Below are 23,174 nucleotides of genomic sequence, written 5' to 3'. Positions count from 1 at the left end.
TTTTTAGAAATATCTAGGCGATTTTATACGTTTACTTTTAAATACTTCAAACATTAATAATACTTCATGGGTACCACTAGTGTAAGGTTTAAGATCTGAAACTGGGTATTCATAGGCATAACCAATACGGAGTTGCTTAGAGATTTGGAAATCTGCAATTCCTCCAATAGCTGCGGCAGATTGATTAACTCTATAGGCACCTCCTAACCATAACTTTTCATTGAATAAGAAGTTGGCCGAAAGATCAAACGATAACGGTGCACCATTCGTAGCTTTCAATAGGGCAGAAGGCTTTAGTTTTACGCTCTCACTTAAATCGAATACATATCCACCTGTGAAATAATAACTGATACGTTCTAAGGCTACATAGTCTACAGAGCCGTTACGACCATTATTATAATCGGTGTTTAGAATTCTTGGTGTTGATAACCCAAGGTACCAACGTGAAGAGTGTAAATACAAACCAGCGCCAATATTAGGACTCCATCGGTTAGAGACATCATTAAAGAATTGGTCACTTACAACAGACGGATCTGTTAAAAGTTCTTCATCTAAACTGTAATGTGTTAAACCTCCTTTAATACCAAAGGCTAATTTTACAGTTTCAGTCGCCTGAATGGTATAAGAATAATCGGCATAGAGGTATGAGAAGTTCTCATAACCCAATTTATCGTTGATAAATGAAAGGCCTAAACCCATATTTTCATTACGTAATGGCGTATGTATAGATAGGGTTTGCGTTTCTGGTCCTCCATCTAAACCTACCCATTGACTTCTATGTAAACCTACAACACTTAGTGTTTCTCTGCTTCCTGCATAGGCAGGATTAATCGAAATCGTGTTAAACATGTATTGGGTGAACTGAGGTAACTGCTGGGCAAATGCAGAAGATACACTCAAGAATAGTACCACAATACTTAGAATTTTTGATAACTTCATCGGTTAAGTTTTTATTAATTTGTAGCTACGTAGATAGGACCTGCTATTGGTTCTAATCCACTATTTTTTAAGTTAATAATGTAATAATATGTACCAGTTGGGACTTTCCCTGAACTTCCAATTGATGACCCATGAGCTTCACCAGCCCAGTCGTTTCCGTAATTGTTAGACTTGTAAATCTCAGCTCCCCAACGGTTGAATATTTGTAATTCAATTACAAATCCACAATCTTCAACACCAGTTACAGTAAAGAACTCGTTAATATTGTCTCCGTTAGAGGTCACCGTTTTAGAAATTACAACATCATCTTCTCCACAAGCTAATACTACACAATCGTCATCTAAAGTAATTGTCACTTCTGCAGTTGTAGGACAAGCTTGGCTGCTCGCTTCATAACTAAAGGTATATTCACCAACCTGTGCTGTAGAAGGATCAAAGATGCTTCCGTCTAAAGTCGCCTCTCCAGAAACAACAGTCCAAGAACCGTTAGTTTCAAAATCACCAATTAGTAAGTCAAATAAATCTATTTCACTATCTAAGATACATAGATTAACGTCTGTTCCTTCCACTGTACTTGTCAGTTCTACTGAAATTTCTTGTGTAAATAAGGCTTCATTTCCACAGTCGTCAATAACAGACCATGTTCTTGTGATGATGTAATCTTCAGAAGTACTCGTTTGTGTAGACTCCTCAGTAAAAGAAACGTCAATATTACTTGAACAAGAATCTTCAAACACTAAACTAGGCACCTCAGGAATATTATCGCAAGTTACACTCACATTCGCTTCAAAATCGGTTAATACCGTTGGTGGTGTATTATCTTGAACGGTGATGATCTGTGTATGTACAGCATCGTTTCCACAAGCATCGGTCGCTGTCCAAGTACGTTCTATAATGTAGTCGCCTACACAAGCTCCGTTTGTAATAACCTCCTCATAGCTTACCTCTGCTGTACCACAGTTATCTGAAGCTGTTAAGGTTTCAGCTGTTGGCACTGCATCACACTCTACGGCTAAGTCCGCAGGTAAAGTTTCATTAAATGAAGGTGCAGTTGTATCTTGAACCGTAATGGTCTGTGTGTAGCTTGTTGTATTATCACAAGCATCAGTCAATGTCCATACTCTTGAAATTTCTGATACTATAGGACAAGAACCATCTACAACCGTATCTGTATAGGTTGCTTCAAGTGCAGTAGCACAATTATCAGCTTCATCCGTTACGTCTCCTGTAATTGATAGATCGGTAACATCAACATCACATTCTACAGTAATATCTGCAGGAACTGTAAAGGTTGGCGCCGTTGTATCTTCAATAGTAATGATTTGTGTTAAAGAGGTCGTGTTTCCACAAGCATCCATTAATGACCATTCTCTAGAAATAATAGAAAGGCTAGGACAAGTTCCGTCCTCTACTGTATCTGTAAAGCTAGCTTCTAATCCAGTAGCACAGTTATCAGCTTCATCTGTAACATCTCCTGTAATTGATAAATCTAAAACATCAACACCACATTCTAAAGTCACATCAGCAGGGACTGTAAAGGTTGGCGCTGTTGTATCTTCAATAGTAATGATTTGTGTTAAAGAGGTCGTGTTTCCACAAGCGTCCATTAATGACCATTCTCTAGAAATAATAGAGAGGCTAGGGCAAGTTCCGTCTTCTACTGTATCTGTAAAGCTAGCTTCTAATCCAGTAGCACAGTTATCCGCTTCATCCGTTACATCTCCTGTAATTGATAAATCTAAAACATCAACACCACATTCTAAAGTCACATCAGCAGGTACCGTAAAGGTTGGTGCCGTAGTATCTTGAACTGTAATAATCTGTGTGTAAGTCGCTGTGTTATCGCAAGAATCGGTTACAGACCAAACTCTAGATATTACTGAAAGGCTAGGGCAAGTACCATCTTCAACGGTATCCGTGTAAGTCGCTTCAAGGTTTGTTGCACAATTATCGATTATATCAGTAACTTCTCCTGTAAGATTTAAATCAGACGGATCAACATCACATTCAATGGTAATATCTGCTGGCGCTGTAAAGGTTGGAGCCGTTGTGTCTTGTACCGTAATGACTTGCGTATAAGTTGTTGTATTATCACAAGCATCCGTTAATGACCATGCTCTAGAGATTAAAGATACGGTTGGGCATGTTCCTGCTTCGACAGTATCGGTGTACGTTGCTTCAAGTGCAGTAGCACAATTATCAGCTTCATCTGTAACATCTCCTGTGATGCTTAAATCAGTAACGTCTACATCGCACTCTACTGTAATATCTGCTGGGACTGTAAAGCTTGGTGCCTCAGTATCAGCAACAGTTATAGTTTGCGTACACTCTGTACTATTTATAACGTTAGTTTCATCCGTATCATGAACGCCATTTCCATTGGTATCTTCATAAGATATAATACTGTAGGTACGCGTTATTGTTTGCTCACATAAACCTTGATCTTCGCTATTCGATGCTGTAATTACAATAATACCACAAGCATTATCTCCAATCATTCCATCAGCGTTTCCTAGCGCTTCAAAAGCATCGATTGTATACGTTGTTTCCGTTGGTAAATCGCTATAACATGCTACAGTTGTTGGTTCAAACGTAGGACACGTCACTTCAAACTCACAACAGTTTGGTGCAACACCTGCTAAGGTGATAAGGTTACAAGTATTTACATCTTGAATTTCGAAGTTGTAATCTTGATCACTTGGTAAAGCTTCAGATGTCCATGTAAAGGTATCGTTATCATTTTCAATCCAAGTTCCTGTTGGAGCCATTCCATTTATTGTAAATGGCATTTCTCCTGTAAAAGTAGCGCTAACCGTGTAGGTTGTTCCATCATCAGAACAGGTAATTTCTTCTTCAGCGACCAACGTAATATCTGCTGTAAAGTTTACTGTAACCGCAAAACGCTCTAAGCTAACACAACCTAAACTTGTGGTTTGTGTGGCATAGTAAGTGTTACCATCTACTAGAGCCTCAGTAGCCTCAAGTGCTGTAGTGCTGTCTGAAGTTGCATACCATTGTATATTTTCTCCTGTTGCCATTAAATCCGCAACAGTTGGATCGCTAGATGCACAGAAATCTTGATTTGCATCTCCTGTTGGTGCAGTAGTTTCATTAACACTCACTGTAATTGTCGCAGGCATAGATGATGTTGCAATGATATCTGCCATAACGTAGTCTACAGATGTTCCTGTAAATGTTGGTAAGGCTTCAAATAAAACAACGCCATTGCTTCCTACAGTAAATGTACCTTGTCCTGCAATCGTTACCGTGTTAGTAAGGTCTGAAGTTACTGGGTCTACAAGTTGAACCGAGTTAGGGTTAAGCTCATAGGTTCCAGAAGTATCATTGTCTAAGACATTAATTTCTACTGAAGTTTCTTCAGAAGTAAGACATACATAGTCGTCAATCGCTACAGGAATCGTAATTTGTGCAGGACAACGTGCACCATCACCAGGATGAACATCGATAAGGTTACTATAATAAGTTGCTGCTAAATTACCGTTATGTGGAAGTGAAATCTTATAGATGTTTCCAGATTGGTTGTTCGCCACATACATATTTCCTAAGGCATCCATAAACGCAGTACCAAAAGAGTTATCAGCTTCAGAATTTAAACCTGTTACCGAACCTAAATCTTCTAAGACATTGGTTGTGGTGTTAAATCGAAGTAACTTTTTAGCCGGTGTACTTGTCATCATGTAAAGGTTACCATCTACAGGATTAAAAGTAAGGTCATTAATGGTAACTGAATAATTTAATAATGTCGTTGATTGTAGGTAGTTCGCACTTGAAGGATTTAAATCTATAGAAACAAATTTATTTTCACCATGTAAGAATAAGATACCATTCTCATCAACATCACCAGAACTGTAGTTTCCAACATCGAAAGCGCCAACAATTGGTAAAAATTCAATATTACCAGAAGCGTCAATTTTTACGATATTTCGAGTTCCTTGTTGTAAACCGTAGATATTGTTATCAAAAACATTATATCCGATACCATTAATAAATTGAGAACCTGAAGTATCTTCAATCAATGGATACTTAATAAGACTTTGATTGTTTGTATTTAAATCGTAAGTGTATAGACCAGAAACGTAATTGTGTTGTCCGGTTCCTGTGTTGATAATGATGTAAGCAAATCCGTCTTCACAATCAAAAGGTGTATTTAAACATTCAGAAGGAGAGTCTCCGCTTAAGACTAAGCTCTCACATTCATTTTCAATCGTTACATTATATACTTCAACCGAACTATCAATCGGACCTGAAACCCAAGTTGTAGTACCGTCATTATTAGCTGTAAAAGTTCCAGACTGACCATCACCAGTTGCTGTAAAAGGTGCTGTTCCCGTAAACGTTGCTTGGATGGTATAAGACGTACCGTTCATAACCGTACAGTCTGTTTTTTCAGGAGCTATTAATGTAATTTTAGGAGCGTAGGCAACTGTAACCTCAAATCGTGTTGTGCTTTCACAACCTTCAGCACTAGTTTGAGACGCGTAATACGTTTCTCCTGCATCAACAGTTGCTGTTGTACTTAAAGGAGTTGTACTTGTTGCAGAAGCATACCATTGAATATTTGTTCCATTGGCTTGAAGATCTGCAACCGTTAAGTTATCACTCTCACAAAATACTTGTGTAGCTTCACCTGTTGGTGCTGCTGTATCGTTTAAATTAATGGTAATAACAGCAGGGATAGAGGTAAAACCAATAACATCTTTAATAGTATAACTTAAAGAGGCTCCTGTAAAAGTCGGTAAAGCTTCAAACGTTAATTCCCCATTAGCCCCTAACGTAAATGTACCTTGACCAGCAATAGTTACTGTAGTTGTTGGTTGTGATGTTACCGGATCTATAAGTTCAACCGAATTAGCATCTAGAGCATAAGTTCCTTCAGAATCATTAGCGGCGATATTAAAGGTCACTTCACTCTCTGAAGCGGTCATACAAACGCTATCAGCAATAGCCATTGGTTTTGTAGGTTGAGAAGGACAACGTGCTCCATCTCCAGGACTTACGCCTGGTAAATTACTATAAAAGGTTGCTGTTAAGCCTCCTAAATGAGGCGTCGCAATTTTATAAGTGTTTCCAGAAGAGTTATTCGCAATATACATATTTCCTAAGGCATCCATATAAGCGGTACCAAAAGAATAGGAGCTTTCAGAACTTAATCCTGAAACCTGACCTAAGGTAGTCATGGTATTGGTAGCTGTATTGAATCGAAGTAATGTTCGGCTGCTAGAACTCGTAATCATATAGATGTTATTATCTACAGGACTAAACGCCATATCATTAATAGATACGGATTGTTGTAATAAGGTATTAGCAACTAAATAGTTTGGACTTGTGGCGTTTAAATCTATAGAAACAAAGCGGCCTTGACCAAATAAATATAGAATTCCATTTTCATCAACATCTCCTGAAGGATAGTTAGTCCCAACAAGACCCACAATGTCTAATAACTCTATATCACCATTACTGTCAATTTTTACCACTTTATCACTTCCTTGTAAATAGCCATACAAGAAATTGTCAACAACATTGTAACCAATGGCATTAACAAACTGTGAGGTATTTGTTGTAGCAATTAAAGGATCTTTAATCACTGAAAGTGTGTTTGTAGAGAGATCAAAGGAATATAAACCCGTAACATTTCCGTTAGGACTGCCTACATTGGTTAAAATATAACCAAGGCCGTCTGCACAGTTAAAGGCTACATTAGCGTTTCCGTTGACTTCAACTTGTAAGTCATTGTAGTCTGAAGCGCGATACGCATCTAAACGCGCGTTCGTTAAATTAATATCCTCAGAAGGAACATTAGTAGTTTGAGATGCGCTATGACGCAAAGGTTTTACACCTTGTCCAAAAGATTGGAGACTCACCATCATTAGACCGGCGAATAACGCTAAGGTCATCAAAGGTCTAAATGGTATTTTCGATTTGGGATTGTATAAGTGTTTCATCGTAAACTTTTTTAAGTTAACCAGGCTATGATTGCTTTAAAATTTGATTGTGTGGTTTAATTAAGGTAAATATTGGTAGCGTTATATTGTTTTTAAATTGTGATTTAAGAAAAGGCATTGAACCGTAGGTCCATGGTTGACTTTTTAGAGTAGTATAAAAGTCTTCAGTAAGTTGCTTATAATGTTTTATAAGTAATAGCGCTAAGTCTAATAAAGCAGACTTATAGCTTTTAGTCCCTATTAATATTTTGGTTAACATAGTTTTCATACTTAATATTGATTAACAAAATTTTTATAGTCGCACTGCGATGTTTTATTTTCAATTTTTATTTTATACCAATTCTTTATTAAACATATGCTGTTTAATAACATCATTAAATATTTTGAGGGAGGGAATTTTGTTTTGTAAGACTAGTAAATGGATTTATTAATATGTTTTAAATTTGGGGTCATTTACTTTAGTTTTACAAAACAAAATAACTTATAACTAAAAGCATACACAAATATTTGAGTTGAAGAGGCAATATACTCGTCAAAACGGACATATGCAACTCTTTATCGAGAATAAATGCACTTTATCGACATAAAATGAAGGAAATTATACTTGTTAGACACGGAAAGTCATCATGGGAATATGATGTGTTAGATCGCGAAAGGCCTTTAAAACAGCGTGGTAGAACGGATGCGGCATTAGTAGCTCAAGAGTTTTGTAAGAAAAATAGCGCACCGTTAAACGTTTTTTCTAGTCCAGCCAAAAGAGCACTCGATACTTGTAAGATTTTCACTACGATATTTAATAGGGAAGTGGATCAGATTACAATTGATGAAGAACTATATGATTTTGATGGTAGAAATGTTATTGACTTTATAAAAAGGTTAAGAAATGATGTTGATCAGGTTATGATTTTTGGTCACAACCACGCTTTAACGTCAATTTCTAATATCTTTGGAAATCAATATATAGATAATCTTCCTACAAGTGGTTTAGTGAAAATTTGTGTAGATATTGAAGATTGGAATGCGTTGAAAAAAGGAACCACAGAACTAATTATTATTCCAAAGGATTTAAGATAATGACAAAAGATAAAAACATATATATTAATAGAGAGTTAAGTTGGTTAAAATTTAACGAGCGTGTACTTCAAGAGGCGGCAGATAAGGATGTGCCGCTTATTGAGCGTTTGCGTTTCCTTGGAATTTTCTCTAATAACCTCGATGAATTCTTTAAGGTAAGATATGCTACGGTAAAACGTATTTATGAAGCGGGAAAAGGTGGAAAATCAGAACTTGGAGGTATCCGTGCAGGTGATCTTTTAGAGGAGATTACACAAATTGTAATTGCGCAACAGAGTTATAGTTTAGAAATTTTAGAGGAAATTGATTTGGAACTCCAAAAGGAGAACATCTATGTGATTAATGAGACTAAAATTGATGAACGTCATCACGATTTTATAAAAAACTATTTTTATCAAGAGTTGAGTCCGGCATTAGTGGTCATCATGTTAAATGAAGAGGTGGCCTTACCCGAACTTATGGATATATCGGCCTACCTTACTGTAAAAATGAGTACCAAGGAAGGTAAAGATCAGGTGGCGCTTATAGAGATTTCTTCTACCATGGATCGTTTTGTGGTCTTACCAAGTTTAGATGGGAATAGCTATATTATCATGGTGGATGATATTTTAAGGTATTGCCTCGATGATATCTTTAATATATTTACTTACGACGCAATTAGTGCCCATATGATTAAAATTACTCGCGATGGGGAGTTGGATTTTGACAGTGATCTGAGTAAAAGTTTTATCGATAAGCTATCTGAAAGTGTAAAAGATCGCCAAAGTGGAGCGCCAGTGCGTTTTGTTTACGATATGAATATTGATCCTGATACGCTCACCTTTCTTCTAAAATTGATGGCTATAGATGAAAAAGAAAGTATCATTCCGGGAGGGCGTTACCATAATCGAAGAGACTATATGAGCTTTCCAAGCTTAGGTCGTACAGATTTGCTCTATGATAAAATTAAACCACTTCCTGTAAAAGGACTTAGTTTTGAAGATAGTATTTTTAAAACCATCGCGAAGAAGGATTATATGGTGTATACGCCTTATCATACCTTCTCTTATATTGTTAAGTTTTTGCGTGAAGCGGCCTTAGACCCACAAGTAAAAACCATAAAAATTACCATCTACAGATTGGCGCAAATTTCTCACGTGGCCAGTTCTTTAATTAATGCCGCAAAAAACGGAAAAAAAGTTACCGTATCTATTGAGCTTAGAGCCCGTTTTGATGAAGAGGCTAATATTAATTATGCAGAGCAGATGCAAGACGAAGGCATTACTATGCTCTTTGGGGTAACCGGCTTAAAAGTACATTGTAAAATGTGTGTTATTGAGCGCGAAGAGAATGACAAGCTTGTAAGGTATGGTTTTATAAGTACAGGGAATTTTAATGAGTCTACAGCTAAAATTTATACGGATTTTACATTGATGACTTCGGATGCTAAAATTCTTAAAGATGTGAATAAGGTCTTTAACTTTTTTGAGGTGAATTATAAGGTAAATCGCTACAAACATATTATCACATCTCCGCACTATACCAAGACTAAAATATTTAGTTTAATAGATAAGGAAATTGAAAGCGCCAAAGCCGGAAAGTCTGCTTATATAAAGCTGAAAATGAATAGTATCAGTAGTTATAAGATGATTGATAAGCTGTATGAAGCTAGTCGGGCAGGTGTTAAAATTCAGATGATTGTAAGAGGGATCTGTTGCTTAGTTCCAGGCGTAAAAGGAATGAGTGAAAATATAGAGATAATCAGTATTATCGATAAGTTTTTAGAACATACCCGTTTGTATATTTTTTCTAATGATAACGACCCAAAAATTTATATTTCTTCAGCAGATTGGATGACGAGAAATATAGATCATAGAGTAGAGGTAAGTTGCCCAATCTATGACGAAGACATCAAACAGGAGCTTCAAGATTTATATGAGATTTGTTGGAATGACAATGTTAAAGCTAGAATCATTGATGAAACGCAAAATAATACTTATCTTAGAAACGATAAACCAAAAGTGAGAGCACAATTTGATACATACAAGTATTATTTAAACAAATTTGAAGGATAGAACATGCTGAAAATACAAAAATATGCAGCTATTGATATTGGATCTAACGCTGTAAGATTATTAATTTCAAACATTATAGAACAAGATGACACCAAGGTGGTTTTTAAAAAAAACTCACTGGTCAGAGTCCCAATTCGATTAGGTGCAGATGTGTTTCTAAAGGGGGAAATTTCAGAATACAACCAAGAACGGATGTTAGACACCATGAAGGCTTTTAGTCTTCTTATAAAGTCGCATGGTGTGGTAAGATATAAGGCTTGTGCTACCTCGGCGATGCGCGAGGCTGCCAATAGTGCGCCTTTAACGGAAAAAATCTTAGAGACCTGTGGGATTAATATCGAAGTTATTGACGGGGAAGAAGAAGCAGCTATAATTGCTGCTACAGATTTGCAGTCTTTTATAAACCCTAATAAAACCTATTTATATGTAGATGTGGGGGGAGGAAGTACAGAGTTCTCCGTAATCCATAATGGCGATAAAAAAGTATCGCTTTCCTTTAAAATCGGAACCGTAAGACTGTTGAATGATATTGTAAAGAATGAAACCTGGATAGAGCTAGAACGCTGGATCAAAGAGCATACAAGTCCTTATGAAAAAATAGCGCTTATCGGTTCTGGTGGAAATATCAATAAGATTTTTAAAATCTCGGGTAAAGACGCCGGAAAACCGTTGACCTATTTCTATTTAACGAGTTACTATAAGATGCTTCAAAATTATTCTTATGAAGAACGTATTACCAAACTCAACCTTAATCAAGATAGGGCCGATGTGATTATTCCTGCAACTAGAATTTACCTTTCAGCAATGAAATGGAGTGGGGCAAAAGATATTTATGTTCCTAAAATTGGACTCTCTGATGGGATTATAAAAAGCATGTATTATGAGACCGTTTCGAGTGTAACTGTGTAGTTATAAGTACGAAATATTCCATTTGTCCGATTTTTCTCTATATAGACCTATTAATTCATCTTCGTTTCAGAATTTATATATATTAGTATTCTCAAATTGAAAATTATGAAAAAATACATTGTTGCCTTATTGTTTGTAGCGTCTACTTCTATCGGAATGTCACAAGATATCCTGTATGGTGTTCGAGGCGCATTAAATGTGTCTAATTTAGATTTTGAACCCGATGCAACCTTTGAAAACCAACATAGAAACGGTTTTGCATTTGGAGGTTTTGTAGAGTTTAATTTGTCTAGCCGTGTTTCATTACTTACAGAATTACAGTGGTCTGCAGAAGGTGGAAAAGAACGTAATCTTAGAGCCGATTATATAAAGTTACCTATTCTATTTAGAGTAAATATAGCGGATAACTTTACTTTAGGTTATGGCCCTCAAATAGCCTTAAAAACGTGGGCTTATGAAGATAGCTTTGAGACGTTTGCCTTTTCTGGTGTGGCAGGATTAGAATATATGATTACCGATGAGTTATTTGTAGATGCAAGGTATTATTATGGTATTACTAATATTTTAGATGAAGATTTTACAGATACAGAAGCCAATAACCATGTGTTACAATTTGGTATAGGAATGAAATTATAAAACGACATTACTAACATAAAAAAAACGCTTTAACTTTAGTTAAGGCGTTTTTTTTATGAGTGATTTCAAGAGGTTTTTAGCTTAACCATGAATGGTTTCTTTATTCCCTAGGTCCTTCATTATTTCGGCTTCATAAACAAGTAGGGCTTCCCATTTTTCATCGACTTCCGTACGGTCGCCATAAGTTCGTGCGAAATTTAGAAACATTGTATAATGGTTGGCTTCACTAATCATTAATTTACGGTAAAATTTAGCGAGTTTTTGGTCTTCTAAAGCTTCTGAAAGTAATCTAAAACGTTCACAGCTTCTAGCTTCAATTAAAGCTGCATAAAGGAGTCTGTGTACCAATTGTGTGGTTCTGCTTCCGCCTTTTGGGAAGAATTTTAAAAGCGCAATAACATAGTCGTCCTTACGGTCTCTACCCAACGTCCATCCGTGTTCTAAGATGAGATCATGCACCATTTTAAAATGACTCATTTCTTCATTGACCAAAGCAATCATTTCCTCTACTAATTCCGTGTATTCCGGAAAGCTTACAATAAGAGAAATAGCTGTACTTGCTGCCTTTTGCTCACAGTAAGCATGGTCTGTTAAAATATCTTCAATATTTTTTTCAACGATATTAACCCATCTTGGGTCAGTTGGTAATTTTAATCCTAGCATAATTAATTTTGTGTTACATGTACCATTTGTAGGTTCCCATCTTCATTAATAAATAAGGTGTGTTGGGCAAAACGATCCGTTTCAGGAATGCTATACACCACATCTATAAGAACTTCATCTTTTAATGCGGGCTCATCATCAACCTGTATAGATTCTAATACGCCTAAGGAATGGAAGTTATAAAAAGGCGAATCCGCCTCATAATTATCACGATACCCTAATAAGGCGTTGGCTTTCGCTTTGTTAAAATGTTCTTCGTAAATTAATTGGCCTTCTTTTTCAACACGAATATCGAAGTTAAAATTACGGTAGTGCGTTTGGTAATTTACGGTATCTTTTATTTTAGAAATTAACACGCTTTGACTCATGTCTGCGTAGGTCTTAATTTTAACGCGATACCCGTTGCGTAATAAGGTGTCTACCTCACGCTCTATATACGCCTTAGGAATAAAAACTTGTTTTTCTAAAGTGACGTTGTTCTTAAATTCGGTAATACTTTCGGACAAGGCTTGACGCTTACTTTTAGGTCCTTGACAGCTAATAGTGCCAAAAATAATTAGGATAAAAATAGCTATAGTATGTCGCATGGTATTAAATGTCTAGTCCAAATTTTAATCTTAAAATCTCAACGTTCGGGTTTTTCTCTTTTAGTTTTTCGTACTTTTCAATAGGAGTATAAGCAAACTTTTTTGCAATTTCTTCGTTCACTGTAATGTCTAGCGCTAGATCGTAATTTAATAACTTTTTCTTTAAAAAGCCCATTAAAGCAGATTCGGCACGCTGTAATTCTATTTTATTGGTGCTGTTAGAGTAGGTTAAATGGATGGTTGTTCCGTTTAATTTAGGATCGTCCATTTGTAAAATAGAGGCCATAATTTTTTCCCCTTTTTTATCCATTTGGTTGGTGTACTCTTGCCAAGCTTCGGTCAACGCTTCTTGTGTAACCGGTTCTTTAGGCAGATTGTCTTCATCAATAACCACGTCCATTTGGCGTAATTGATGTTGTTTTTTCTCCCTAATACTTTTTAAGGAAAGTCCTGAGGTGCGTTTATTAGCTTGATCTAAGGATAACTTTGGGATACTAGGCTTTGGCGTTTTAGCAGCAGGCGGTGTACTTTGTGCTGTGGTTTGTGAGGCCTGTGTATTGGCTGCAGTCTTAGCGGCCGCTGGCTTAGGTTTTGTAACCGCAATAGGGCTTATGCCTTTGGCTCTAAAATAAGACGGCGGAATTATGAAGTGCTTAGAATTTTTTTTTTCTCCATCAAAAGTGATAGAGGCAAGTTGCATAAGCGTGAGTTCAACGAGTAAACGTTGATTTTTACTAGTCTTGTATTTGAGGTCGCAGTCGTTGGCGAGCTGTATACCTTGCATTAAAAAGCCATGCGAGGTTTTCTGGGACTGTTCTTTGTATTTTAGACTGGTATCTTCACCAACTTCTAATAAAGGGATGGTGGCAGGATTTTTACAGACCATTAAATCTCTAAAATGAGAAGCTAAACCTGCAATGTAATGATGGCCATCAAAACCTTTAGAGAGAATGCTGTTGAGTTGTACTAATAACTCCGGAATTTTATTCTCTAATATAAGATCTGTACTGGTAAAATACGTTTCGTAATCTAATACGTTTAGGTTTTCTGTAACCGCTTGTCGTGTAAGGTGCTTTCCAGAAAAACTAACCACACGGTCAAATATAGATAAGGCATCTCGCATGGCGCCATCAGCCTTTTGCGCAATAATGTGTAAAGCATCATCTTCAGCTTCAATACCTTGCTCTTGTGCAATATATTTTAAATAGTCTTTGGCATCTGAAACCGTTATACGTTTGAAATCAAAAATTTGACAACGTGATAATATAGTCGGAATAATTTTATGTTTCTCAGTTGTTGCAAGTATAAAAATACAATGCTTTGGTGGCTCTTCTAAAGTTTTAAGAAAAGCGTTAAAGGCCGACTGAGACAACATGTGGACCTCATCAATAATATAGACTTTGTATTTTCCAACCTGAGGCGGAATACGTACTTGGTCTGTTAGATTTCTAATGTCATCTACAGAGTTGTTAGACGCGGCATCAAGTTCAAATATATTAAAGGCAAAATCTTCGTCTTCACTAGTCTGTCCGTCGCTATTAATCATTTTAGCCAAAATACGAGCGCAGGTAGTTTTACCAACCCCTCTTGGCCCTGTAAATAATAGGGCTTGGGCTAAGTGATTGTTCTCTATAGCATTCAGTAAAGTGTTTGTAATAGCTTGTTGACCTACAACATCCTTAAAGGTTTGTGGTCTGTATTTTCGAGCCGATACTACAAAGTGTTCCAATGTTTACTGTGCTAATTAAATACCTTTCGGTGTTGTGAGACTTAAAATTTATTACTGAATGACAAATTTAATAATAACCATTTAAATGCTCTTTATAAGGATTGAAATTTAATAGGAGTTATTAACAATTTATGTACTTTTGCGGCAAGTATATCGCCTTATCGATTCTAAATGTATTTAGGGTAGGAAAGTCCGAACACCATAGTGTAATCATAGTGGTTAACAGCCATCCGCCGGAAGGTGAGGAAAAGTGCAACAGAAAGTATGTACAGGTCATGCTGTAGTGAAACCAGGTAAACTCTATGAGGTGCAATGTCATGTATACTAACGCTTGAGCGTACACGCGCGATTGTTAGAGGGTAGGCAGCTAAAGTTTGCTGGTAACAGTAAACGTAGATAAATGATAAGGGCTCTTTTTTTGGAGTACAGAATTCGGCTTATAGATATGCTTAAATAAACAAGCTTCATGATTTTCATGAAGCTTTGTTTTTTATAAGTGTGTTACGATTCGCTGTCTGGTTCAAAAAAACTAAACATATTTCCACCGTAACTCTTTGAGTAGGCGTAATGCTCTAAATGACTTAGGTCAGTATGCTTAGAGTGTTCTACAATTAAAACGCCTTCATCTTCTAATAAGGCATTTTGAAAGACCAATTCTGGAATTTTAGAAAAAGCTTCCACCTCAAAATCGTAAGGAGGATCCGCAAAAATGATAGTATGCTTTTGTTTGGATCTTTCTAAAAATTTAAAAACATCACTTTTAATGGTACTGATGGTTAAATCAAAAGCATCTGCCGTTTCATTTATAAATTTAATACAGCCATAGTGATCGTCTACCGCAGTAATTTGTGTAGTGCCTCGCGATCCAAATTCGTAACTAATATTACCAGTGCCTGAGAATAAATCTAAAACAGAGATATCGTCAAAATAATATTGATTATTAAGAATATTAAATAAGGCTTCCTTAGCCATATCAGTGGTAGGTCTTACGGGTAACTTTTTAGGCGCCGTAATACGTCTGCCTTTAAATAATCCTGAAATTATGCGCATTCAAAGGAATTTAAGATTAAAAAATAATGATATAAATAGCGTCTATCTAAGTCTGTATCTATAGCGTAATTGTAGTCTTTATCTACAAAGTTAAGATGTCTGATATAAGTGTAGAGTAAAACATAAAGCTCATCGCCAAGGGAGATGTGGCCTGCAAGTTCTACTTCGGTGGTTTCGGGGTCGAGTTTTAGCTGCTCAAACACAAATAAAATATAATAAAGAAAATCTTCCTTACTGTAGTATTCAAACGTGTTAAACAGTTCTAATTGCGTGCCATTAACCACTAACACTTCAATGCTTACGGTATTAACATGAATATAGACTTTAGCTTCAGCCGTTTGGTCTTCCTCGGTCTCTTGAGTAAGGTTTAATAATGCATCTATAAGAATACTGGAGGCATGCTTGTATTCAAAGGCACCAAAAGTATCAAAAATGTAATTGTTGATATTGACATAAGGAACGTAAACATTAACACTGTTGTTGGTAGAGAGGCGATCTTCAGTGATAAAATCGTTTCTTAAAATTCTAGAATTAAACTTTAAGTAGTCGGTTTTGTATTGTTCATCGTAGAGTGCTTCAGGAACTAAGGTTGATAGTTCGTTTTGGTGAATAACTCTAACAGCATTAAAATCTTCAGAAAACACCGCTTGTTGACTGAGTTCCTCTTTTAAAAGTTGAAGGACTTCGTCTGGAGTTTGCTTAACATCAAAGGTAATGCTATTAAGAAACTTAATAGAATTCTGAGTTTTGTTTAGTATACAAAAAGAAAGCCCATTCAAATTAATTTGAATGGACAGTTCTTTAATATCGTTTATTTTCAAACTATTCTTTATTAGTGTAGCTTTTTGGCCAGTTTCCTTTTGTGAAAACTTCTTCCATAGATCCTACTTTTAAAGTTGGTCCATTTACACCATCAACAGAAACAACTTGCTTTTCTTTTTCTACCAAGTAAGCTTCCTGGTCAGCTAAGATAACATCTTTCTCTACACTTGCTTCAAAAACTGGAAATTCATCTAACTTATCAGCTTTAAGTGTAAATTTAGCACCTTCTTTACCAACACCAACATTCATCATGGTTTTGTAACGGTCACTTCCTTTAAAGACAGAATCTTTAACTGAGTAATAACTTAAGGTGTCAATAAGTGTTAAAGTCTTCATGGTTTCAACGCCACCAAAAGCACGTGTACGTTCTTCATCTAAAACTAAAGTATCACGACGTTGTGTAATTGGCACTTTTCCTGTTTCAACAAATTTAATTAAAGAATCAAAACTTGCAGTGTAAGCACCGTTAACATCTTTATAAGCTAATTGTGAATCTCTAATGTCAATAAGACGGTCAATAACAACAGCGTAACGTTTCTTTTTAAGTTGGTTAAATTCTATTTCTTTGTAAACAGAATTATAAGTAATATAGCCTAAGAAAATAATTAAGACCCAAAGTAAGATATTAATAACTGGTTTTATTTTTCTTGGTACAAATTTGTCAATTAACCATACGATTCCTACGGTTAAAAGTATAATAACTACAATTGCAATAATTACGTTCATATTAGTTTTTATTAATTAGGTCTAACGCAAATCTACAATTTTTTTTTGTTGCTAAAAACTATCTAAAATAAAAATCAAAAAAAATAATTAACTTCAGGTATAATGGGCTCTAAAAAGAGAGAATAATGCTATCTTGCTCTATTATTTAAATTCTTATATGATTTCTAATGCATCCGCATTTTATTCGCTATTAAAATCTAAATTTCCCTTTACACCAACGTCTAAACAAGATATGGTGCTAATGCAATTGTCTCAATTTATTTTTGATTTGAATAAAAATGCCATCTATCTCCTTAAAGGTTATGCCGGTACCGGTAAAACAAGTATTATAGGTACTGTAGTTTCTAATTTATGGCACGCTAAAAAGAGTGCCGTATTATTGGCACCTACAGGAAGGGCGGCTAAGGTGATTTCTAATTATTCAAAGAAAGAAGCCTTTACCATTCATAAGAAGATTTACTTTCCTAAAAAAGAGAAGGGCGGGGGTGTTAATTTTGTTATTCAACCCAACAAACATAAAAACACCTTATTTATAGTTGATGAAGCCTCTATGATTTCAGATACGCCTCCAGATTCTAAATCCTTTGATAGCAGTTCGTTATTAGATGATTTGATTTCTTATGTGTATTCGGGTCAGAATTGTAAACTCTTATTAATAGGGGATAAAGCCCAATTACCACCGGTAAAGTCTGATTTAAGTCCGGCTCTAGATGAAAACAATCTTAGCTTAACTTACGTTAAGGATGTTCTAGGGATTGAGTTAGATGAAGTGGTGCGACAAGAATATGATTCGGGTATTTTAAGTAATGCCACCGAATTAAGAGCAGTTTTAGATTCTACCATTTATGAAAGCTTTAAATTTAACTTGAATGGCTTTACCGATAGCGTGAGACTAATAGACGGTTATGAAATTATGGATGCCATTAATGATGCTTATAGTGAAAATGGCTATGAAGAAACCGCTATAATAGTAAGAAGTAATAAACGCGCCAATATGTATAACCAACAAATACGGCAGCGGATCTTATTTAATGAAAGTGAATTGTCTTCGGGCGATTACTTAATGGTTGTTAAAAATAATTATTTCTGGATTAAACCCAACACAGAAGTAGGCTTTATTGCTAATGGTGATATTATTGAAGTCCTCGAAATCTTTAGTATTAAAGAGTTGTACGGTTTTAGGTTTGCAGAAGTAAAGGTGAGAATGGTAGATTATCCTCAAATGAAGCCCTTTGAAACGGTATTGTTGCTAGACACTATAGAAGTAGAAAGTGCCTCTCTTAGTTATGAAGACTCAAACCGTTTATATCAAGAAGTGTCTAAAGATTATGCTGAAGAGACTAAATACAAACAGTTTTTAGGTGTAAAGAACAACAAGTTTTTTAATGCTTTGCAGGTAAAATTCTCTTATGCCATTACCTGTCATAAATCTCAAGGTGGTCAGTGGGATACCATTTTTGTAGAGCAACCTTATTTACCTAATGGTATGGATAGGGATTATATCCGTTGGTTATATACCGCCATTACAAGAGCGAAGAACAAGTTATACCTTATAGGATTTAAGGATGACATGTTTGTAGATAACGAAACCTTCTAAATAGAAAACACTCTTATAAATAGGGAAAGTTAACTATTACCTTGGTAGGGCTGCGCATGAGTTTTCCTCATAATGTAGTGCAACCTTAATTAGCGCTAAAGAATGGCTAGTTTTAGGGTGGAATTTCCGAATACCAACTATTTCTGAAGGAAGAAGAGGCTAAAGGCAATATTTTGTCTCTACATCATAGACGTAAATCCCGTTTTTTATAGACTTTGAATACAAAGCGCTAGCTTGAAAACAGCAAAAAGTTAGACAGATATAGAATAAAATCAGCTTTAAATCTTATTTTTGAAGTTGAAAACTTTCAAGACACACATCACATCAATGAAAATAATATCCATGATTCCCGCACGCTATAGTGCTTCGCGATTTCCAGGTAAATTAATGCAAAATTTAGCCGGAAAATCTGTTATTTTAAGAACGTATGAAGCTACGGTAGCTACCAATTTGTTTAGCGACGTCTATGTGGTGACGGATAGCGAGATTATCTATGATGAAATTGTAAATCATGGCGGGAAAGCTATTATGAGCCTTAAGGAACACGAATCGGGGAGCGATCGAATTGCAGAAGCTGTGGCTAATGTAGATTGCGACATCGTTGTAAATGTGCAAGGTGATGAACCTTTTACAGAACGTGAAAGCTTGGCAAAAGTCTTAGAAGTTTTTAAAGATGATAAAGCAAAAGAGATTGATTTAGCGTCTCTTATGGTAGAGATTAAGGATTGGGAGGAAATTAGCAATCCTAATGCGGTTAAGGTTATTGTAGATCAAGAAAATTTTGCCTTATATTTTTCACGCAGCCCTATTCCTTATCCACGAGATAAAGAGGTTGGAGCACGTTATTTTAAGCACAAAGGAATTTACGCCTTTAGAAAACAGGCCTTATTAGATTTTACAGTGTTACCGATGAAGTTTTTAGAAGCTTCTGAAAAAATTGAATGTATACGCTACTTAGAATACGGAAAGCGAATAAAAATGGTTGAAACCTCAATTGAAGGTGTAGAAATTGATACACCTGAAGATTTAGAAAAAGCAAAGCGTTTGTGGAAGTAGATTATAAAAACATACAAGTTATAGGTTTTGATGCCGATGATACGCTATGGGTTAATGAAACCTATTTTAGAGAGGCTGAAGCAGAAGTTGGGCTGTTATTATCGCATTTTGAAACACCAAATAAAATAGATCAAGAACTGTTTAAAATTGAAATTAAAAATCTGCCAACCTATGGTTATGGGGTGAAAGGATTTGTACTTTCAATGATAGAATTGGCCCTAGACCTCTCTAATGGTACGGTGTCTAATACGGTTATTGAAAAGATTTTAGAACTTGGTAAGGCCATGATTAATAAACCTATTGAGTTGCTTGATGGGGTAGAAGAAGTGCTTAAAGTACTGTCTAAAGATTACAAATTAATTGTGGCGACTAAAGGCGATTTGTTAGACCAAGAACGGAAGTTAGAAAAATCGGGCTTGTTAAAATATTTTCATCACATTGAAGTCTTAAGTGAGAAAAAAGAGGACAACTATGAGCAGTTATTAAAGCGATTAGATATTGAGCCTGAGTCCTTTTTAATGGTAGGGAACTCGTTAAAATCAGATATTTTACCGCTAGTAAAAATTGGAGCGCAAGCAATTCATGTTCCTTTTCATACCACATGGCAGCATGAGCGTGTTACGCAAAAAGAAACCAATGGATTGGCTTATAAAACAGTTTCGAGTTTAACAGAGATTTTAAATTATTTCTAAAAAAACACCCAAAAGTTTATAAGAAAATTACAATTCGAGATTCTAAATCATACTCTGACTAAATTATAGCGTTAAAGGAGTGATAAAATAGTAAGAATTCACTTCAAAATAAATAGAATAAAAGTAAAAGTTTAGACGTGTTCAATACTAATAATTAACTAAAGTTCTTATTTTTGTTAAAGATAGAAAGTCAATGAAATTTAAAAATTATCCAATGGTGTCCAGAGTGGTTTTTGGGCGCGGAAGCTTTAATCAACTCGACGAAATTCTCGCTTTAAAGCGCAAAGGAACAAAGGCACCGTTCATCTTTTATGTAGATGACGTCTTTAAAGGGAATCATTGGTTAACCTCTAGAATACCGCTTTCATATAAAGACAAAATAATCTATGTTCCTACTTTAAAAGAGCCTTCTACGGATCAAATTGATCAGTTGGTTGAAGACCTTATTTTAGAGTATAGCGAATTACCTTCGGGAATTATAGGTATTGGTGGTGGTATTGTTTTAGATGTTGCTAAAGCGGTTTCATTAATGTTAACCAATACAGGAGAATCTAAAGATTACCAAGGTTGGGATCTTATCAAACAACCTGCTATTTATCACGTTGGAATTCCGACCTTATCAGGGACAGGAGCCGAAGTCTCTAGAACAACAATTTTAACCGGTCCGGTACGTAAATTAGGTATTAATAGTGACTATACGCCTTTTGATCAAGTGGTCTTAGATCCAGAGTTGACAAAAGATGTTCCTAAAGACCAATGGTTTTTTACCGGAATGGACTGTTTTGTACACTGTGTAGAGTCTTTAACAGGGACCTATCTTAATGCTTTTAGCCAAAGTTATGGCGAAAAAGCCTTTGAGTTGTGTAAAGAAATCTTTTTAGAAGGTAATTTATCTGAAGAAGAAGCTCAAGATAAGCTTATGATGGCTTCTTGGCACGGCGGAATGAGTATTGCCTACTCTCAAGTGGGAGTGGCTCATGCTATGAGCTATGGTTTAGGTTATTTATTAGGAATTAAACACGGTGTCGGAAACTGTATCGTTTTTGATCATTTAGAAGAATACTATCCTGAAGGTGTAGCAATCTTTAAAAAGATGAAAGCCAAACATAATATTGAAATTCCTCAAGGAGTTTGTGCCAGTTTAGAGCCCGAACAGTTTGATAAAATGATTGATGTGGCCTTAAGTTTAGAGCCCTTATGGGAAAATGCGATCGGTAAAAACTGGAAAACCATCATTACAAGAGAAAAGCTGCTTGAGCTTTATAAAAAGATGTAATTTCTATCAATCAAGAGCGATAAGGCCTTATCACGAAATCCTGCTTTAAATGTTAGTTTTAGCGGCGGATTGCTGAACTTTATGAGGACCTTATAAAATAACTTAAGACAGAGCTTAAAATGCGTTGGTTAGCTAAATTTATATATTTTAAAATTTTAGGTTGGAAAGTGGTCGGGAATACCAACTTTTCAAAAGATACCGTGAAAAAATCTATAATCATTGCGGTACCTCATACCAGTTGGCATGATTTCTATATTGGTGTTTTACTCAGGAAAATTGCTGATGTTAAAACCAATTTTGTGGGTAAAAAAGAACTATTTGTTTGGCCATTAGGCTATTATTTTAGGGCTGTTGGAGGCCGATCTTTAGACCGTACTTCAGGGCAAAATAAGGTGGAAGCTATTGCAAAGTTGTTTGAGTCTACAGATGAGTTTCGCTTAACACTAGCTCCAGAAGGAACTCGTAAAAAAGTGACAGAATGGAAAACGGGCTTCTATTACATTGCTAAGAAAGCTAATGTGCCTATTATTATGTTTACCTTAGATTTTAAAAACAAACAAAATAAAATATCAGAACCGTTTTATCCTACGGATGATATTGAAGCCGATTTAAAAGTTATGAAAGCCTTTTTTAAAGGAGTAGAAGGGAAAGTTAAAGCCTATAGTTATGATTAGTAATTTTTTTTACTTTAAAGTTTGATTTCTAGTGTTTTGGCATGTTATTTGCCATTTACTTAACACAATGAAACATAAAGTAAACTGAGGTCCCTAAAAAGAAACATTGTAAAAAATAATCTAAAAGCTATCGTTAATCACGATAGCTTTTCTTTTTCCATAAATTGGTCTAGCAGCTTGTTGGTCTGGCCTTGAAGCTTGTTCTTAAAAAAGGTCATACCACCAAAAAAGATACCTTTAACACCTAAAGCTTGTTTGGCCCAAAGATGAAGATTAAATTCATCGTTATGTTTTATGATAAGACCATCTTTAAACTCAAAGGAGGCGTTAATTTTATTGTGGACCTGTCTTCCGGTTTTACTAAATATATATTGAGCTTCCCAATGCGCAGAACCCTTATTTTCCGTCATTTCTATATGCGAAAAATCAACCTTAAAATTGTTGCCGTTTTGGGTTTTACATAACATTAACCACATCGCCTTGGCGCGTTCTCCGCTTAGGATGCCAAAAGCAGGATCTTCAAAAATAACATCGTCATGATAACAATTTGCCATCGTGGGACCGTCACAATTTTGTAATGCGGTGTAAAAAGTTTCTAAAATATTGGTCATAACAGCAAAGGTTTATAAAACCGACTTTGATTTAATATCGTAAGTAGGGTGTAGTTAATGATTATTCTATACGAGAAGGGGATTTAATTGCTATGAAAATTAAAAAGGTTAGCACG

19 protein-coding genes and 1 other RNA gene are annotated in these 23,174 nt (G+C 35.6%); 10 read left to right on the top strand and 10 right to left on the bottom strand.

The genetic code is table 11. From position 1 onward, the window contains the following. Nucleotides 1-3: 3 nt before the first annotated feature. From ACFQ13_RS05160 to ACFQ13_RS05150, 3 genes are read right to left on the bottom strand one after another with little or no spacing between them, the layout of a single operon-like run. Complete coding sequence (locus ACFQ13_RS05160; RefSeq protein ID WP_386114815.1) at nucleotides 4-939, bottom strand: PorP/SprF family type IX secretion system membrane protein; 936 nt, start codon at nucleotides 937-939, stop codon at nucleotides 4-6. A gap of 14 nt (nucleotides 940-953) precedes the next feature. After that, nucleotides 954-6,902 carry a DUF6923 family protein gene (locus ACFQ13_RS05155; protein WP_386114813.1) on the bottom strand — a complete coding sequence of 1,983 codons (5,949 nt, stop codon included), beginning with the start codon at nucleotides 6,900-6,902 and terminating at the stop codon, nucleotides 954-956. 25 nt (nucleotides 6,903-6,927) lie between these two features. Next, nucleotides 6,928-7,170 carry a hypothetical protein gene (locus ACFQ13_RS05150; RefSeq protein ID WP_386114812.1) on the bottom strand — a complete coding sequence of 81 codons (243 nt, stop codon included), beginning with the start codon at nucleotides 7,168-7,170 and terminating at the stop codon, nucleotides 6,928-6,930. A gap of 320 nt (nucleotides 7,171-7,490) precedes the next feature. Between ACFQ13_RS05150 and ACFQ13_RS05145 the strand changes: the two genes are divergently transcribed. The 4 genes from ACFQ13_RS05145 (at nucleotide 7,491) to ACFQ13_RS05130 (ending at nucleotide 11,575) form a co-directional block, all read left to right on the top strand. Continuing rightward, on the top strand, nucleotides 7,491-7,976 hold the full coding sequence (locus tag ACFQ13_RS05145; RefSeq protein WP_386114809.1) for a SixA phosphatase family protein: 486 nt from the start codon (nucleotides 7,491-7,493) through the stop codon (nucleotides 7,974-7,976). Then, entirely contained in the window at nucleotides 7,976-10,030 is a 2,055-nt protein-coding gene (ppk1, locus tag ACFQ13_RS05140) for a polyphosphate kinase 1 (RefSeq protein WP_386114807.1), read from the top strand. The genes ACFQ13_RS05145 and ppk1 overlap by 1 nt, the downstream gene beginning before the upstream one ends. 3 nt (nucleotides 10,031-10,033) lie before the next feature. Next, on the top strand, nucleotides 10,034-10,939 hold the full coding sequence (locus ACFQ13_RS05135) for a Ppx/GppA phosphatase family protein (RefSeq protein WP_386114805.1): 906 nt from the start codon (nucleotides 10,034-10,036) through the stop codon (nucleotides 10,937-10,939). Between the two features lie 105 nt (nucleotides 10,940-11,044). Then, on the top strand, nucleotides 11,045-11,575 hold the full coding sequence (locus ACFQ13_RS05130) for a porin family protein (RefSeq protein WP_386114802.1): 531 nt from the start codon (nucleotides 11,045-11,047) through the stop codon (nucleotides 11,573-11,575). A gap of 81 nt (nucleotides 11,576-11,656) precedes the next feature. Here ACFQ13_RS05130 and miaE read toward each other — a convergent pair whose 3' ends face one another. Genes miaE through dnaX form a run of 3 tightly spaced genes read right to left on the bottom strand, consistent with a single transcriptional unit; the run spans nucleotide 11,657 to nucleotide 14,554 of the window. Then, nucleotides 11,657-12,238, bottom strand: coding sequence for a tRNA-(ms[2]io[6]A)-hydroxylase (gene miaE, locus ACFQ13_RS05125; protein ID WP_386114799.1), 582 nt, complete (start codon nucleotides 12,236-12,238; stop codon nucleotides 11,657-11,659). Between the two features lie 2 nt (nucleotides 12,239-12,240). Beyond that, entirely contained in the window at nucleotides 12,241-12,825 is a 585-nt protein-coding gene (locus ACFQ13_RS05120) for a hypothetical protein (RefSeq protein ID WP_386114797.1), read from the bottom strand. A 4-nt stretch (nucleotides 12,826-12,829) separates the two neighbouring features. Next, a complete protein-coding gene (gene dnaX / locus ACFQ13_RS05115) occupies nucleotides 12,830-14,554 on the bottom strand; it encodes a DNA polymerase III subunit gamma/tau (protein ID WP_386114794.1) in 1,725 nt (574 codons plus the stop codon). 145 nt (nucleotides 14,555-14,699) lie between these two features. On the opposite strand from dnaX, the gene rnpB reads away from it, so the two are divergent. Further along, nucleotides 14,700-15,010: RNase P RNA component class A (gene rnpB / locus ACFQ13_RS05110), an RNA gene on the top strand. Nucleotides 15,011-15,055: 45 nt separating this feature from the next. Here the strand turns inward: rnpB and ACFQ13_RS05105 are convergent. Genes ACFQ13_RS05105 through ACFQ13_RS05095 form a run of 3 tightly spaced genes read right to left on the bottom strand, consistent with a single transcriptional unit; the run spans nucleotide 15,056 to nucleotide 17,152 of the window. Further along, nucleotides 15,056-15,604 carry an RsmD family RNA methyltransferase gene (locus ACFQ13_RS05105; protein ID WP_114309426.1) on the bottom strand — a complete coding sequence of 183 codons (549 nt, stop codon included), beginning with the start codon at nucleotides 15,602-15,604 and terminating at the stop codon, nucleotides 15,056-15,058. Beyond that, nucleotides 15,595-16,425, bottom strand: a complete 831-nt coding sequence (locus ACFQ13_RS05100) for a DUF3822 family protein (RefSeq protein WP_386114792.1) — start codon at nucleotides 16,423-16,425, stop codon at nucleotides 15,595-15,597. The genes ACFQ13_RS05105 and ACFQ13_RS05100 overlap by 10 nt, the downstream gene beginning before the upstream one ends. Nucleotide 16,426: 1 nt before the next feature. Then, nucleotides 16,427-17,152 carry a hypothetical protein gene (locus tag ACFQ13_RS05095; RefSeq protein WP_386114789.1) on the bottom strand — a complete coding sequence of 242 codons (726 nt, stop codon included), beginning with the start codon at nucleotides 17,150-17,152 and terminating at the stop codon, nucleotides 16,427-16,429. Nucleotides 17,153-17,309: 157 nt separating this feature from the next. Between ACFQ13_RS05095 and ACFQ13_RS05090 the strand changes: the two genes are divergently transcribed. From ACFQ13_RS05090 to ACFQ13_RS05070, 5 genes are all read left to right on the top strand, one after another. Further along, nucleotides 17,310-18,749, top strand: a complete 1,440-nt coding sequence (locus tag ACFQ13_RS05090) for an ATP-dependent DNA helicase (RefSeq protein ID WP_386114787.1) — start codon at nucleotides 17,310-17,312, stop codon at nucleotides 18,747-18,749. A 327-nt stretch (nucleotides 18,750-19,076) separates the two neighbouring features. Then, a complete protein-coding gene (kdsB, locus tag ACFQ13_RS05085; RefSeq protein WP_386114785.1) occupies nucleotides 19,077-19,805 on the top strand; it encodes a 3-deoxy-manno-octulosonate cytidylyltransferase in 729 nt (242 codons plus the stop codon). Continuing rightward, complete coding sequence (locus ACFQ13_RS05080; protein WP_386114784.1) at nucleotides 19,796-20,497, top strand: HAD family hydrolase; 702 nt, start codon at nucleotides 19,796-19,798, stop codon at nucleotides 20,495-20,497. The genes kdsB and ACFQ13_RS05080 overlap by 10 nt, the downstream gene beginning before the upstream one ends. Before the next feature lie 193 nt (nucleotides 20,498-20,690). Continuing rightward, complete coding sequence (locus tag ACFQ13_RS05075) at nucleotides 20,691-21,773, top strand: iron-containing alcohol dehydrogenase family protein (RefSeq protein ID WP_386114782.1); 1,083 nt, start codon at nucleotides 20,691-20,693, stop codon at nucleotides 21,771-21,773. Nucleotides 21,774-21,892: 119 nt separating this feature from the next. Beyond that, nucleotides 21,893-22,447, top strand: coding sequence for a 1-acyl-sn-glycerol-3-phosphate acyltransferase (locus tag ACFQ13_RS05070; protein WP_386114779.1), 555 nt, complete (start codon nucleotides 21,893-21,895; stop codon nucleotides 22,445-22,447). Nucleotides 22,448-22,584: 137 nt separating this feature from the next. Here ACFQ13_RS05070 and ACFQ13_RS05065 read toward each other — a convergent pair whose 3' ends face one another. Beyond that, nucleotides 22,585-23,058, bottom strand: coding sequence for a nuclear transport factor 2 family protein (locus ACFQ13_RS05065; protein ID WP_386114777.1), 474 nt, complete (start codon nucleotides 23,056-23,058; stop codon nucleotides 22,585-22,587). Nucleotides 23,059-23,174 lie beyond the last annotated feature (116 nt).

The sequence above is a fragment of the Winogradskyella rapida genome (assembly GCF_042675845.1).
Lineage (GTDB): Bacteria > Bacteroidota > Bacteroidia > Flavobacteriales > Flavobacteriaceae > Winogradskyella > Winogradskyella rapida.
Note: the sequence above shows the minus strand (reverse complement) of the source record. Positions and strands in the feature narration are given on the sequence as shown.